Genomic DNA, 14,601 nt, shown 5'->3' on the forward strand with positions numbered 1-14,601 from the left:
TGAGTTGCAAGATCGGAGCGCATGCTGCGCGCTCTGCGACGTCGGCCCTGATGCACCGACTCCCCGCCATCGTCAACCAATCGCCATCCGACGAAAGGGTGCTCATGACGCAATGGAGCCCGCGAAGCTGGGAGCGACAGACGTCCGACGCGAGGCGTAGGCCCGATAGGGTGACCTGCTCTCTCGCTCGCCGTGTTTCCTCGGTCACCCACATGTCAGCCTCGCGATAAAGCGGCCAGGTCGAGGAGGATTGCCAGCGAGGGAAACATGAAGAATCGGGCACTGACATCCGGTTGTTCGGTGATCAAGGCAGGCCATGCTGGCGAAGCGTTCGACGGCAGCACCAGATAATCGAGGGGCGCGCTGGCGTCCGGCGCCATGCGAATGAAGATGATCAGGTCCGCGGGTCTCGAAACAGCCGGAACCCGCCACTTCCATCGGCGGTGGTCTTTGGACGCCTGGAGGAGCTGGAAGGCCACAGACCATGCGTCATCGACGGTCATGGTCCATCCCGAACGTCGTACGGCAGAGCCGGCATCGGTAAGCAGATCCACGGCGAACGCGGTGACGCTGTCTCGCCATACCGCAATGCGCTCTTTCTTCTCTCCAAAGCTGATGTCCCGCGCGGGGACATACCCGATGAGTTCGTACGCCCGTCGAAGGCTCCCGAATCGACGCATGTAAAGCTGCGGGCTTGGCACCGAAGGCGATCGGGCGATGAGACCGCACGTGAGCTGACCATGTTCGCGGAGGAGTCGTCGTAGCGCTGCCAAGGCATCGCTGTCACTGACAGCCGCGCAGCGCTTCTGCCGTGCCGCCTTCGCTTTCAGAAACAACTCGGGCGACACGATCGGTTCGAATGCCCCTGGCGATCGCGTCCAGGTGTCCTCAGGCTGCGAGGAAAGGCGATGCTTAAGGACTTGGGTGAACCGTCCGTACGTGTTCACACCCATGTATTTGTCGTTGCAGAGCATCGACCTTACCGCCGTCTTCGTCCACCGCCGCTGCGTAGACACAAGATTCAAACGGCGCGTGATGTGGTCTGTAGGGACGCCAGCGGCCGACTGCTCGAAGATCCAGCGAACGGTTGCGACCTCGTCGGCCGGCCCCGGAACGAGTGTCACCCGGTCGGTGGGATACGACTTCCTTTCCCCGGGTTGCAATACGCCTCGGCGCTCGCCCTTCGCATCGACCACCATGCGCCGGAGCCCGTATCCGGGCGCTCCGCCCATGCGATACCCCATGCTCGTCAGGCGTCGTTGTCCAGCACTCACCTTTGCTGAAAGCTCTCGGCTGTACTCGGCAGCCATGGACCGTTTGAGCCCCTTCAACAGGACGGCCATAGGCGACTGCCCGTCGCCGAACGGCTCCGCCACGTAGATCACGCGCACCCCGTGCGTGAGGCAGAGGTACTCGTAAAATGCCGACTCGTCGGCGTTCTGAAAACGTCCCCATCGACTGACATCGAAGACCAGAACGGCTTCGAAGCGAGGCGACCTTCTCACCTCGTCCAATAGGCGCTGCAGCCCTGGCCTGCCGCCGAGATCAAGCCCACTTCTGCCGTCGTCCCTGTAGCTCTCAACGATATGCATGCCATGGCTTGCCGCATAAGCGGCAAGGCACGCGCACTGGTTCGCGATCGAATACTGTTGCTGGTCCGTAGACATCCGCACGTACTGAGCCACCAAGGTGGCTCCGGGAGCCCTGCCAAGGGCGATGGCGGACTTCATCGATAAGGGCCCTGGCCATGGCGGCCACGTGCCAACACCGTACGCCGCCCACCCGCAGCTCGCAAGCGGGGTGCCAGCCCGACCTGCCACGGCCTCTCCTCAGTGCCCTTCGGCGTGCGAAACAGGGCTGCGCCGCAGAAAGCCTTTCACTAACGCACAGTGAGACAGAACGACGAGCAACCGGACTGCACCTCGATGCCCGCAGCAGGAGTTGCCCGCTGAGCGCCAACGCCCGGCATTCCCTTAGATCCCCGTAGCGAGACTAGACTCTTGCCATGGAACCGGACGAAGAAACCATCCTTACCGTGGCGCAGATCGTACGCGACTGCGAGGCCATGGCCCAGGCTGCACTCGCGAAGGATTTCGAGGAGGCACGATTCCGGGCGCGCCTCGTGGCTGAGAAAGCCGTGGTGGCCAACCTACCCGCGGTGGCCGCAGCCGCAACTCATGCCATCGAGAGGCTCGGGCCGGCGGGCGGTGTTCCCCGCTCGAACCATGGCGCGGCCATCCTGCGTGTGGCGAGCGCTCTCGATGCATTCTGGTTCGACGCGAACTAGAACGCGATGGGCTCCGCCAGCCACGGAACGCGACCCCATCCTCGTTGTAGTTGATAGTTCGTCGTGACCGGGTTCAACGGCGCAAACATCGTCGATGGGAGGCCCCGCGTATCAGTTGGCGAGTATTTTCCAGAACTGCTTATTCGGGCCAACCCGTCGCGACCGATTTCCTTGGACTCCCTCAAGGAAGACGCTCATGACTCGAGTCACCAGTCGCTTCGACGAGACCACAACTGCCATCGACGAGTTGCTGCGCGTGAGTCCGGTGGACGACCCGTTGACGGTGGCTAGCGGTGTTAGAGAAGCAAAGAGTCGGGCCCTCAAAAAGCGGTCGGCGTGAAAGGAGAAGCGCCGACGCCCTATACAACGCACGGCACGTCGAAGAGGTGAGGAGGCAGTGGTCGGAATTGCCCGCGCATCCATCCGTTGACGACGTCCTCGTGCCTGGCTCACGGCCGCAACGCAAAACATGATGGGAAGCACCAGCGACCCGGATCCCCTCCCACAATGGACTCCCGATGGGAGGACTGGCATATTCCCGCCATGCCTTTCGTGATTCAGATCAACATTGCGACCAGCGGATGAATTAAGCGCCCGGCTTGATGCGTCGAGCCGGGTCTGTCCGCTTGTGAATGTCACTGCATGCTGCGAAGGCACTAAAATATGTCTTTAGAACAACCAATTCTGCACCTTGTGTGCGGCAAGATTGCTGCTGGAAAGTCCACGCTCACGCGTGCTTTGGGAGAGCGACCCCATACAGTGATTGTGAACGAAGATCACTGGCTATCACGCTTGTACCCTGGCGAACAAACCAGTCTCGCTGATTACGTGCGCAACGCAACACGTCTGCGAGACGCCATAAGTGCGCATCTGGTTGATTTGCTACGGGCGGGCCTTTCTGTAGTGCTGGACTTCCCTGCGAATACACCCTCGAGCCGGTCATGGATGCGCACGTTGTTTGAAGAGGCGGGTTCGGGGCATCAGCTCCACTATCTTGATGTACCGGACGACGTTTGCAAATCGCGTCTAGCTCGACGAAACAGCGACGGCACTCACGAATTTACCGTGAGCGATGACGATTTCTCTCTCTTTACTAAGCATTTTGTTCCACCGGCACCGGAGGAAGGGTTCGATGTGGTTCTGCATCGACTCTAGCAATCTGCTCCCTTCGCTATGCCAAGCATGCAGAGGGAGAGGAACAAGGAACGTGGCATAGCCTCGGTTCACCGCCTAGTGGGTGGCCGCAAAGCGATCCTGGTTTCGACGGACCCGCATCTCCGAGCCAGGCCTCGCCCGGCCTGCCGCTACGTGCGAGGCCAAGCGGGATGGCTTTTACTCGTCATCAATTCATCGACCCTGTTCCGCACTTTCACTTTCACCTCTGGAAACACTGTGATGCGCAAGACCTTATTGTTGGCGTTGTTGACAGTTCCGGCGGCGGCGCACGCCGCCGCGGACGAGGACACAGCAATGTGCCGTAACGGCGGCTTCCCGATGAGCACGGCAGGGTTCTCCCTGGCCAAGGTCACGGTGCCACGCCTGTTTTTCCTCAACGACGACGACGGCTGCCCGGCTAAGGGCGAAGCGGTATGCCGTCAACGCGCCTATGTGCTCAAGGACGATGTCGTCTTGCTGGCACAGCGCCAAGGCGCCTATGTCTGCGCGTTCTATCCCAACAAGGTTGGCGGCAGCGCCGGATGGGTGGAAGCGTCCAACGTCCAACCGCTGCCGACCGCCGCTCCTCCGAAACCGCAAGCCTGGAACGGTCAGTGGCATGACGGCGACAACGAACTACAGTTGCTCGCCAATGGCGACGGTAGCGTGACCGTCAACGGCAACGCCTACTGGCCCAGCGCCAATCCCGACCCGCAGCAAAACCCCGGCGGCCCGCACCTTGGGGCAGTCACCGCGCGCGGCTATCCCGAAGGTCAACAGATGCAAGTCAAGGAAGACACCTGCCAGGTTCGCCTGCACTTGCTCGGCGACCTGCTGGTGGTATCGGACAATCAGGAATGCGGCGGTGCCAATGTCAGTTTCAATGGCGTATATCGGCGCGCGACGACCAAGCGCTGAGGCACAACACCCGCAAGCGTTGCGGCGTGTTCCGCCAGCGCGCATCCCGGCCGGCCGCTCACGCAGCGGCCGGCTCTACCGCACTCAATCGCACTGCAGACTAACTGGCCCCGTAGCACTTGGCAGAGCCATCAAGGAGGAACGCCACATCGTGCACTGTGCACCAGGCGTTCAATTCAGCCGTAAATACCGGCCATAACGCTTTCGCCCAAGCGGGAGCACTCTGCGCCCAGGCATGCTCCGTGGGCACGTAGACCGTCGGAATGCCCATCGGGAAATCCAGCACAAATTCACCTCCGGGACCAATGCAGATCAACTCTTCCTTCCAGCGAGGCCGGAACTGAAAGATGGACTCAGGGAAAGCATTAGGCGGTCTATCCAAAGCGCACCCGAACGTAAGCGGTGAGGTCAGTTGGCTTCGGGCCGGAGAAGCCCGTCGAATTGACTTTTAGGAATGGCCTGACCAGCGCGATCAGAAGCTGGCGAGCCACACCGGTCGCACGCACACCGTCTGCACGACACCTTATCGCGGATCAAGGGTATCTCAAAAAAATCGTAGTACGCCATCCTCACGACATGCATCAGCTGCCTTCGCTTCGGCCAAAGGTCTGACGGTCTATGCGCAGAGACACGGTGGGCATCGAGTAGGGCTTGAACTGGGAAATCCAGAGACGCTATGTCGAGGTGGAAAACGATGAAGCCGAAGCTGCGCGGATCGGGCTACCGTCCCTTCGACCGACCTTGCGAGGCAGCTCCGAGCGTCTTGGACGCACGCACTCACGCGCTAATTATCTTGCCGGGGTCTTCGGCGCCGCGAGCCTCAACGCGATCCAGCCATCCCCCGACTGCCCGCCTCGTTCGCCCGCGTTCCATTTCTTCGCCTCCCACAGATCCATCTGCGACCCGGCTCGAGTTCTGTAGTTGCGAGAGCCTGCTTGCCAAATTTGGGCACGAGATAGCGAGTATTTTCCGGAAATGCCTGTTCAGGCCAACCCGTCGCGGCCGATCTCCTTGGACTGCCTCAAGGAAGACGATCATGACTCGAGCCGCCAGTCGCTTCGACGAGACCGCAACTGCCATCGACGAGTTGCTGCGTGTAAGTCCGGTGGCCGATCCGTTGACGGTGGCGAGCGGCGCTAGAGAAGCAAAGCGTCGAGCCCTCAAAGCGATCGGCGTGAAAGCGCAGGTGGAATGCATGCTCAGCGCGGCTGCCACCAAGGCGCTGTTCTCCGCGCTCGATCCCAACCGCTTCGTCTCGCGCGAAGTGGTTGCGGCGTATTGCGATTGTTCCATCCTCACGCTCGAGCGCCGGCTCAAAGCCAAGCACACGCGCGTGAAAGACGGGAAGCTGCAGTCGTGGAGGAAAGCGCTGCAGGACCCTCCGCCGCAATGCGATGCACGCGGCTACTTCCGATGGCGCTTCGTCAAAGCCTTCGCCAAAGCTTGGGACGCCGAGCGCAAACGCGCTGCACCGGTGTACACAAGCAAGAAGAAGCTGGCGGTGCAGTTGATGGCCCTGCTGAAGACGCAGTTTCGCTTCCTTAAGCATCGCGACGGCCGCATCGAGGCGGCATGGGGACAAGGCGGCATTACCGTGGTGAAGCTCATTGAGATTCTCCACGCGGGCGGCCGCCTCATCGCGCTGACCGCGCCGGAGGCCCTGACGCACCCGTGGGCCAATCCGGCCGCCCGAGCACCTTGGGAGCGCGCGGTTGCAGGTGTCCTGGCAGACCTCGAGCAGATGATCGCGGAGGGTCGCGCTCAAACGAGCGCCATCGGCATCGATGCGGCGATGGGCTCAACCCGAGCGACATCCGCTCCCGACCGGCTCTGACGCCCCCCATCCACCCACGACAACTTCGGGATCACCCGGCCAAAATCGGCCGGTTTGATCCCTTTAGCTTGGCCTCACCCCAACGAGGACAAGCCCATGCCTTCCATCGCTCGCAGACACGTAGCGGCGTTCCAGCACGATCGCACGACCGGCAACGACACCTGGCTCACGCCCAAATGGCTGCTCGATGCGTTCGACATGCCGCACTTGGCGGATGTTGATCCGTGCTCGCCACCGACGCGTCCTTGGCCCACCGCCAAGCGGCACATCACCAAAGCCCAAGACGGATTGGCCCACGCGTGGGATCCCCGCCATTTCTACTTCACCAATCCGCCCTACGGCACCGAGTGCGCTGAATGGTTGCGACGGGCGGCAGACCACGGCAACGGCCTGGCTCTGATCTTCGCCCGAACGGAGACGAAGATGTTCCATGCATCCGTGTGGCGCCATCCCAACGCGACCGCGCTGCTTTTCTTTGAAGGCAGGCTGAGCTTCGCCAACCTCGATGGCAAGGAAGTCGGGGCAGCTGGGGCGCCCTCAGTTTTGGTGGCCTACGGCAAAAAGGCATGCCACGCGATGCTGAGGGTCGCCCGCAGCGGACGCGTTCGGGGGCACCTGTTGCTGTTGGAAGCGGAGGGCGCCCGGGTGTATCGGTTGGGGCCTAGCCGTGCCGAGCCGGTGCCCGAAGTCTACGAACCGCGACTCCGGACGACCCATCAGGAGCGCGTCCCGCGCCAGCGTCGAAAACCAGCCAGTCCCTCTTGACGTCCGCGGCACATGGGGTATGGGTATTGCGCTGACCGGTCATTCCATCAACGACCTCGGTCAGTGCCTGGCACGATGCCCGGCCTCACTGTGATGTGCGACACCCCATCAAACGCCTTTTGCAGATGCTCGCCATCTGCATGAGGCATGGCTTTGGCCGCTGGATTGCGGCTTTCACTCGAAAAGGATTTCTATCAGATGGCTCGCCCCATGCATAAGCAACTCGAAACCCTGCGTCTGCTGCTGCAGACCAAACTCTCTGCGCGCGAAATCGCATCCTCCGTCGGTCTGTCAAAGACCACGGTCGGACGGTATCGCGATCTCCTGGCCTACAAACGACTGAGCTGGGACGACGTCAAAGGATGGTCGCCCGCGCAGATCGACACGAACTTCAACAAGGCACGGCGCGGCAACAAGGTTCGCGATCCCTTGAACGTCGCTGCGCTACACGCCGAGCTGGCCGCGACGGGCCTGACGCTCCAGGTTTGGCACGAGGACTACCTGCGGGCGATGCGTCCGGGCACGGCCTATTCGTATTCGAGCGTCCATCGCAAGCTGCACGCGTATAGAAAAACGCTCCCAACCTTCATGCACATGGAGCACCGACCGGGCGAGAAGGTCTTGGTCGATTTCTCCGGCTTGCAAGCGTCTTATATTGATGTAGCCACGCGGAAGCGCGTGCCGGTGACGGTCTTCGTTGGCGTGTTGGGTGGCAGCTCTTACACCTTCGTCGACGCGATCGCTTCTCAGAGCGTGCCCGATGTGATGGCGGCCCACGCACGCATGTTCGCGTTCTTCGGCGGCGTGCCACACATGGTCGTGCCGGACAACGCGAAGTCCTTCATGACCAAACCGGGACCGGGTGGCACTCCACAGCGCGACTACGAGGATCTGGCTCGGCACTACGGCCTCACCATCGCGGCGACACGCGTTTACCACCCCAAGGACAAAGCCAAGGTGGAAGCGGGCGTGAAGTTCGTTCAACAGCATGTGCTGCGGCGCTTGAACACGCTCACGCTCTACTCGTTGGACGAGGTCCGCGATCGAATCGTGGCGTTGCTGCCTCAGATCAACGCCAGGCCAATGGGGAACCGCGAGCCCAGCCGCACCGATCGCTTCAACAGCTTCGAACGCCGAACGCTGCGTCCCCTGCCCGCGTTGCCGTATGAATACGCCGAGGTCAAGACCGGACTGAAGGTCGATGGCGGCTATCACATCTTGGTCGGGCATCACCGCTATTCCGTCCCCCATGCGTTGACGGGTCAACGCGTGGATGTGCGGCTGACGGCGGACTGCGTGGAGGTGTTTCACGAGCAAAAGCTGGTGGCCAAACATGCCCGCAGCGGCGTGATCGGCGGATTGACCACGATGCCAGCGCATCAACTTCCCGCTCATCGCGCGCAGGCCGATCGCAATCCTGAGGCGCTCAAAGCGTGGGCAATCACGCAAGGCGCCATGATCGGACGCTTTGTGCATCGGTTGTTTGAGCAAGACCGTCCTTACATGGGACTGCGCCCGGCGGACCAGGTGAAAACCTTCGTATCGCGCTATGGCGCCGCGGCCGTCGAGCGCGCCCTGAAAGATTTTCCGTCGCTGGATGCTGCAAACGTGACGGCGTTGAAACGGAAGCTGTCGATCCAAGCCAAGGAGGGTGCCACTCCACGCCAACCCACGCGCTCGAAAAACGCGCTGGGTCCCGGCTCTTTCACTCCTGCCAAGAGGCGCTCCGATGAACACCCCGATCCGTTCGACTGACCTGTTCCGCGACCTTTCTGCTGCTCGGCTCCCCACGCTCGCTCGAGCGTGGGAGGTCTGGACGGCGGACCCCCGTCACGCCAAGCAGGGGCCGGAGGCCTGCCTGCGCTTCTTGCTCGACGCTCATCTCCAGGCGCGCGATCACACCAAGCTCGAGGCCTTTTTTCGCCAGGCCGGTTTGCCGTCCCACTTCGCTTTGGCCACCTTCGAGCATGGCCTGCGAGTTGGGGTGGATGATCTCTGCATGGCACATCTTCGTGCCATGAGCTGGGCACGGGCGGGCCAGACCGTCGTCATCACGGGCCCCACCCTTTCGGGCAAAACCCACTTGGCCGCGGCCTTGGGCCGCGAAGCCATCGCCCACGGCATTCGCTCGACGATGGTGCAGGCGCCGGCGATGCTGGAGCGCTTGTTGGACCCTGACGTGAGCACGGTGGAGCGCAAGCGGCACTTCAAGCAGCTCAGTCGAGCTGAGTTGCTCATTATCGATGACTTCGCCACCGAGCCGGCGGGCGACGAAGAAACGGTCCAGTTCCGGCGGTTGCTCGATGAGCGCACCCGCAGGGGCTTGCCGCTGGTCGTCACCTCCATCCATGGTCCCGACGAATGGGATAAAGCATTCGCTGAGGTGGCCACGCGCGAAGGCATCTACGCACGCGTGCTTGGCGGTGCATGCCACCAGGTGGCCTTGCGTCGCCGTCAGCGGTCCAACGGGAGCGCTCATGTAACGCGGGTGACGAATCCGGCCCGCAAGCCCAGGAAGGTGAAGGAAGCGGCCTGATGGACGCGGTTGGAACAAAGGCCTCGCTTCGGCGGGGCCTTTGTTTTGGCCAACACTTCGTATTCCCACGCATCTGACCGGTCGTCCGACATGCGACACGCATCGACGCTTACCTCGGAAACCTCGCTCTGGCGCGGTCGCTGATGCGTCGCTTAGGCCATCGCGATAGAGAACGCTGACCAGCGTGAACGAGCACATCCATATTTATAGGGGAAAGCAGCGGCAGCACCCTCTTCCTCGCGCTCATTCTAGATCAAGCACTTATGCCTATATGGCCAGCCTGTTTGGGATCCAGAGGCCACGTAAGAAGGAATGAACAGCTGTACGTGCTCACCTCACCCGACCAGCGATCTCAAAGGCACTTACCGGCTAACTCAACAGACTGCCCGCGGGCGGCGGATGTGGCATCGTGATGGTCGAGACATCCTGACTCGCGGCGGCCGAACATTGAGCAGTCCCTACCCGAGCACGCGCCTCGCATCGAAAGGTATTTTTCGACGTCCCCGTCAGCCGCACGTTCACATGGCACGAGCGGCAGGAAGCGGTGGCATTGCGTTCGATGGGCCGTGCACACGGCAAGCTGGTACTCGTGAAGTGAGGCGTAAGCGGCGACCTCGAGTGAGAGACGCGCGGTCAGGTGTGCCGCACCTTTCTCATCCGAACACAGCGCCGGCGCCACGCTGCTGCCGTCCGCGGTTAGCCACGCAGCTCCAGGCATCGTCGCTCAGGCAAAGACAGGAGCAGACAGGGTGATCAAGCGCGCCATGGTTCCTTGCCCGGTTCAAAGGCACCCCCTAATGGAGCCACTTGCTTGAAGCATCAACCCCAGCACCTGAGCCATGCCTAGGCCCGGCCCATGCAGTGGCTCAGCAGTAACGTTCGGAGCCATCGACAGCCTCGGCGCCTTGCGCAGAGCGCCCTAAAGGGGTGAACGGCTATGATGGCCGCATGAATATGCCCGCCTGCCTGACCCCACAAAGCGTACAGGCCTCGATCGAAGCCATTCAGGCGCTGCCGATCGTCCCCAAAATCTTGGCGACAGTCTGCCAAGTGACCGGCATGCGGTTTGCCGCGGTGGCTCGGGTTACGGAGGACCGATGGACGGCCTGTGCGGTGGCCGACGGGATGGGTTTTGGCCTCCTGCCCGGCGGTGAGCTGGAGCTAACCTCGACCATTTGCGACGAAATCCGTCAACACGGCCATGCGGTCATCTTCGGGCGGGCCAGCGAACACCCCGTCTTCTCAACGCACCACACCCCACGCATCTACGGTCTCGAGAGTTATGTGTCGGTGCCCATGTTCACGGCAGGCCATCAGTTCTTTGGAACTCTCTGCGCCATCGACAGCGTCCCACGCGATTTTGATGAAGGGACCATCGTGGCGACCCTTCAGCTCTTCGCCAACCTCATCGAATCGCATCTGGTGTTGGAAACCCGCGCCGAAGCGGCCGAGCAAGGTCTAGAGGCCGAGCGAGAGGTGGGACAGTTGCGCGAGCGGTTCTTGGCAGTCGTCGGGCATGACCTACGCGGCCCCTTACAGGCGGTGAGGCTGGCGACGGACTTGCTGGAACCGTTGCAAGTCACGGAACGCGCACAACGCTTGGTGCGCACCGCGGCTCAGGGAGTCGAGCGCATGGATGGCCTGATTGCCGACATTATGGACATGACCAGAGGCCGACTGGGCAGTGGCATGGAATTGCTGTTGGAAGACCGACATGACTTGGACGCGGTCATCCACGATGCGGTGGATGAAGTACGCATGGGCCATCCGAATGCCCGCATTGAAATTCAAGGCAGCCTGTGCGGCACCGCGCGGTTCGATCAAAAACGCATGCGCCAGCTTTTGGGCAACCTGCTCGGCAACGCCGTGACCCATGGCGACCTACACCACCCGGTCGAGGTTCGGTGCCGCACCGGTGATGATTTTGTTGAGATCCAGGTAGCCAACCGTGGCACCGCCATTCCGTCGGCGATGCTGCCGCTACTGTTCCACCCATTCGTTCGCCCCACTTCGCACGCGCCTCGCCCCGGCTTAGGCCTGGGTCTCTATATCGCGTCAGAAATTGCTCGGGGACATGCGGCCATCCTGACCGCGCAGTCCAATGACGACGGCGAAACCATGTTCACTCTCCGGATGCCCTCGGTGCAAGCGAGCGTCTGACGGCCCGTCCGCCGAAATCCCAAACCATGTTCGCCAACCCCGGCAACGTGACAATCGCGCCGAGAACGAATGACAAGACCGGCGACTCGGACTTCAATAAACCTACGACAGCAGTCCGAGTGTGTGGTCAGGGTATGCGAACGCCTCGCCAGAAGTCGAGGCGCTTGCAGTCCATACACGGGATCGCTCAGCGCTTCGGCGGTCGGAACGCGTGCTGCGCACCCTGGCTGGTCTTGCGCTCGCCGGCTTCCGCCGCATCGGCGAGCTTTTGGAGCGACATGGTCGGCTCGCTTGTGGCACTGAGCAGCTTTAACCACGGCAGCTCGTCATCGACCGCCACACCCACAAGATCATTCGTCGCTTCCGCATCTTGCGCATGAAGTTCCGCCAAGCTCAGCTTCAGCAAGCGGCGCTCATTGAGGCCGCGCAATCGCCAAGGCTGTGAGCGTCTCGAGATATCGTGAAGCTGCTCATCGATGCTTTGCGACAACCGGTATTTGTCCGCCACTTCTTCCTCGATCGTGCGAATCTTGGCTAAGCGTGCCCGGTGCGCCGCCGACATCCGTGGCGTATACGGTTTGCGCGCCGCTGCATGTTCCTGCCGCAAGTCGGCCAGCGCTCCGCGCTGTTGGTCCGCTGCCCACTCGTTGTCGTGCTTGGCCATCGCAAACCGCTTGTAGTCCGCATCGAGGTGCAGGAGCGCGCGCATGACAAACATTAGTCCGGCCAGCGCTCTCCCGACGGCTTGCACGATCACGAGCACCGCGGTGTCCATCGGCACGCCGGCGGCCTTTGTGCGCGCCGCGTAGGCCTCGCCGAAGCGATCAGCCAACGACGGGGCGGCACGGGGCACCTCCCACGCCGCAGGCGACTCGGCGATCATCGCACGGGTCAGCCTCGGGGGGCGGTGCGTGACCGGCGGGGCCTTGGCGGGTGCCACCGGCGGCGTGGTTGGATCGCCCGTAGGTGGGGCTGGCGCAGCGCTCGCTGGGGTCGTATGCACCTGTCCCGGCGTAAGGCTCGGAGCGATTGGAGCAGCAACCGGTGCATTCACAGGGCTCGCATTCAATGGCATCGGCTCACCTCCGCCTTCCGTGACCGCTTGGTCCTTCGGGTCAGCTCCATCTCTGGCGGCGCGGTGTGCGCGCAGAGCATTGCCAAGCCGAGTGGGTTGGCCGGACCGCTCAAGCGCGGTGGCGGCCTGCCCCAACGCCGGCTCGGCCGTCCTTGCGATGCCCATGCGCTTATAGCTCCGGTGATCCACACGCACAGTGAGCCCGCCGGCGTTCGCAATCAGATTACTGAGTTCCGCCCATTTGCTATTGAGGAGTTCGATAGCCGCTGCCCCCGACTCTTGGTCCCGGAACTCGGCGATCTTCCTGCCGAATGCAGGTGCGCCTTCAATGGAACCCGTTTTGATGGGGCGAGTGGGGAAATACAGGTGAGCATGCAGGCCCCGCATGCCCTCAGGTTTTGCCTTTCCGAATGCATCGTGCTCCGCATCTCGATGCAATGCGAACGACACAGCAGTTCCAAACTCGTCCGCGATGAACCGGGCAAGGGCCTCGGCGAGATCAATACCCTGTTCGTCGGTGAAGCCCAAGGGCACAGGGACGCGGTAGTCTCTGGCCACCTGTCCGTCGCGTCGACGTTCCGCGCTTTCCGCCGCATTCCACAGCGCTGCCGGGTCCGTCGCCCACGGTGGCGCGTCGGACGGCGCGACGGTCAGTGCATGCACCACTGCGCGGCTCAGTGCTCGTTTTCTATAGTCGTGCCAAGTTTTGGTTCGCTCGTCGTAAAGCTTCAGACCCAGTCGATACGCGCACCCGGCAACCGCCGAGTGGTTCTTCGACCGCGTGTGCACAGTCAAATGGGGGCGAGCGCTAAAATGTTGATTCATGACATTCCTTGTCTAAACAGCCATAGGCGCCGGTCGTCCTGACCGACTTCTCTTACTCCGTGAGAGGCGCTTCAGGTCTTCCTCAGCGCCGCCCCCTTGCCCTGCATTCAAGCGACTAATTCACGTTCGTCAAGCATTCCGTGATGCCGATTCTGCGTATTGCCAACTCCGTCAAGTTTGCTGAGCGTTCGTTGCTCATTCGTAATTTATCGCGCGCACGGGCCGTTTCGTCCAAACCGACGAGCGTCCTGTGGCTGCCTTGGCGTTTTTGCACGGGCCTGACTCAACGCATATGCATGGCTCAAAGCTCGACGCGTTATTTCGAAGAAATAAATAGACGCGCGCTTCGCCTCATCACGTTCCTACCCGGCATCGCCTGCTGAGCCTGCTGAACGACCTAGGACCGAGCGCAGGATGCAAGCGTGCTTCGAAGCTCTGTATCCGCCTACCCCATTTATGCAACGCGAAAGTCACATGCTCGGCCCAGTCGTTTCCGTGTGTGAGAAAGGAGGGCCGCACTCACGAACTGACGAATTGCATCTGGACTATCACCCACTGCTCCCTCGACGGGGGCGACGTGGGACATGCCAAGCGTCCAAGATCATCGGCCATTGTCCGAGCGTAGTGCGAACCAATGGCCAGCGACGCGTTCCACAGCGCGCAGGACGTTGCGTCCCGCACCGCGCCCGCCCCTTCTACGAAGCCGACTTCACCACGGGAGCGCCCCACCCATCGTAGGTGACGGTGAACAACGCGGCGATGCAACGCATGAATCCCGATACGGCGAGCAGCTCTTGCTGTTCTACGCTCATCACGATCGTTGCGACGACGCGAAACTCGCCATTGACTGGAGTGACCGATGTGTCCGCATACCGGTAATCGGCCAAGAAACCTGCCACATTGGTTGCTTGCGGCTCACTTTCCGTGACGAAAACAAAGTCCACCGGCCGACGATGAGCGAAGACGTTCCCTTGGCCATCGCGGATTCGAAGCAGATCGATGTCCGCGCTCACGGTCGAAACCAGCTCATCCACAATACTCATCAT

11 protein-coding genes are annotated in these 14,601 nt (G+C 61.8%); 8 read left to right on the forward strand and 3 right to left on the reverse strand.

Annotation, left to right across the window (positions count from 1 at the left end; translation table 11 throughout):
* Positions 1-215: 215 nt before the first annotated feature.
* Positions 216-1,730, reverse strand: coding sequence for a recombinase family protein (locus BT115_RS03515; RefSeq protein ID WP_083527284.1), 1,515 nt, complete (start codon positions 1,728-1,730; stop codon positions 216-218).
* 275 nt (positions 1,731-2,005) lie between these two features.
* Here BT115_RS03515 and BT115_RS03520 point away from each other — a divergent pair, with 275 nt between their 5' ends.
* The 8 genes from BT115_RS03520 to BT115_RS03560 all read left to right on the forward strand — a co-directional run bounded on the left by BT115_RS03520 (position 2,006) and on the right by BT115_RS03560 (position 11,655).
* Positions 2,006-2,287: a hypothetical protein gene (locus tag BT115_RS03520; protein ID WP_072321143.1), complete on the forward strand. Its 282-nt coding sequence runs from the start codon at positions 2,006-2,008 to the stop codon at positions 2,285-2,287.
* 663 nt (positions 2,288-2,950) lie between these two features.
* The gene (locus tag BT115_RS03525; RefSeq protein WP_072321144.1) at positions 2,951-3,442 is read left to right on the forward strand and encodes an AAA family ATPase; all 492 of its coding nucleotides are present in this window, start codon (positions 2,951-2,953) and stop codon (positions 3,440-3,442) included.
* Between the two features lie 240 nt (positions 3,443-3,682).
* The gene (locus BT115_RS03530) at positions 3,683-4,360 is read left to right on the forward strand and encodes a hypothetical protein (protein ID WP_072321145.1); all 678 of its coding nucleotides are present in this window, start codon (positions 3,683-3,685) and stop codon (positions 4,358-4,360) included.
* 1,036 nt (positions 4,361-5,396) lie between these two features.
* The gene (locus BT115_RS03540) at positions 5,397-6,194 is read left to right on the forward strand and encodes a hypothetical protein (RefSeq protein WP_072321147.1); all 798 of its coding nucleotides are present in this window, start codon (positions 5,397-5,399) and stop codon (positions 6,192-6,194) included.
* A gap of 96 nt (positions 6,195-6,290) precedes the next feature.
* On the forward strand, positions 6,291-6,959 hold the full coding sequence (locus BT115_RS03545) for a DNA N-6-adenine-methyltransferase (protein ID WP_072321148.1): 669 nt from the start codon (positions 6,291-6,293) through the stop codon (positions 6,957-6,959).
* Positions 6,960-7,169: 210 nt separating this feature from the next.
* Complete coding sequence (gene istA, locus BT115_RS03550; RefSeq protein ID WP_177257366.1) at positions 7,170-8,714, forward strand: IS21 family transposase; 1,545 nt, start codon at positions 7,170-7,172, stop codon at positions 8,712-8,714.
* Entirely contained in the window at positions 8,689-9,495 is an 807-nt protein-coding gene (locus BT115_RS03555) for an ATP-binding protein (RefSeq protein WP_072321150.1), read from the forward strand. Before istA ends, BT115_RS03555 begins: the two co-directional genes overlap by 26 nt.
* Before the next feature lie 948 nt (positions 9,496-10,443).
* Complete coding sequence (locus tag BT115_RS03560; protein WP_083527286.1) at positions 10,444-11,655, forward strand: GAF domain-containing sensor histidine kinase; 1,212 nt, start codon at positions 10,444-10,446, stop codon at positions 11,653-11,655.
* 187 nt (positions 11,656-11,842) lie between these two features.
* Here BT115_RS03560 and BT115_RS19025 read toward each other — a convergent pair whose 3' ends face one another.
* Both BT115_RS19025 and BT115_RS03570 read right to left on the reverse strand, forming a co-directional pair.
* A complete protein-coding gene (locus BT115_RS19025) occupies positions 11,843-13,555 on the reverse strand; it encodes a MobA/MobL family protein (protein WP_072321151.1) in 1,713 nt (570 codons plus the stop codon).
* Positions 13,556-14,250: 695 nt separating this feature from the next.
* Entirely contained in the window at positions 14,251-14,568 is a 318-nt protein-coding gene (locus BT115_RS03570; RefSeq protein WP_177257367.1) for a ribonuclease E inhibitor RraB, read from the reverse strand.
* Positions 14,569-14,601 lie beyond the last annotated feature (33 nt).

Source organism: Luteibacter sp. UNCMF366Tsu5.1 (genome assembly GCF_900119235.1).
GTDB classification, from domain to species: domain Bacteria; phylum Pseudomonadota; class Gammaproteobacteria; order Xanthomonadales; family Rhodanobacteraceae; genus Luteibacter; species Luteibacter flocculans.

Excerpts from the sequence above, each read along its gene's own strand:
- BT115_RS03515 (WP_083527284.1), bottom strand. The coding sequence starts at position 1,730 with ATGAAGTCCGCCATCGCCCTTGGCAGGGCTCCCGGAGCCACCTTGGTG.
- BT115_RS03520 (WP_072321143.1), top strand. The coding sequence starts at position 2,006 with ATGGAACCGGACGAAGAAACCATCCTTACCGTGGCGCAGATCGTACGC.
- BT115_RS03525 (WP_072321144.1), top strand. The coding sequence starts at position 2,951 with ATGTCTTTAGAACAACCAATTCTGCACCTTGTGTGCGGCAAGATTGCT.
- BT115_RS03530 (WP_072321145.1), top strand. The coding sequence starts at position 3,683 with ATGCGCAAGACCTTATTGTTGGCGTTGTTGACAGTTCCGGCGGCGGCG.
- BT115_RS03540 (WP_072321147.1), top strand. The coding sequence starts at position 5,397 with ATGACTCGAGCCGCCAGTCGCTTCGACGAGACCGCAACTGCCATCGAC.
- BT115_RS03545 (WP_072321148.1), top strand. The coding sequence starts at position 6,291 with ATGCCTTCCATCGCTCGCAGACACGTAGCGGCGTTCCAGCACGATCGC.
- istA (WP_177257366.1), top strand. The coding sequence starts at position 7,170 with ATGCATAAGCAACTCGAAACCCTGCGTCTGCTGCTGCAGACCAAACTC.
- BT115_RS03555 (WP_072321150.1), top strand. The coding sequence starts at position 8,689 with ATGAACACCCCGATCCGTTCGACTGACCTGTTCCGCGACCTTTCTGCT.
- BT115_RS03560 (WP_083527286.1), top strand. The coding sequence starts at position 10,444 with ATGAATATGCCCGCCTGCCTGACCCCACAAAGCGTACAGGCCTCGATC.
- BT115_RS19025 (WP_072321151.1), bottom strand. The coding sequence starts at position 13,555 with ATGAATCAACATTTTAGCGCTCGCCCCCATTTGACTGTGCACACGCGG.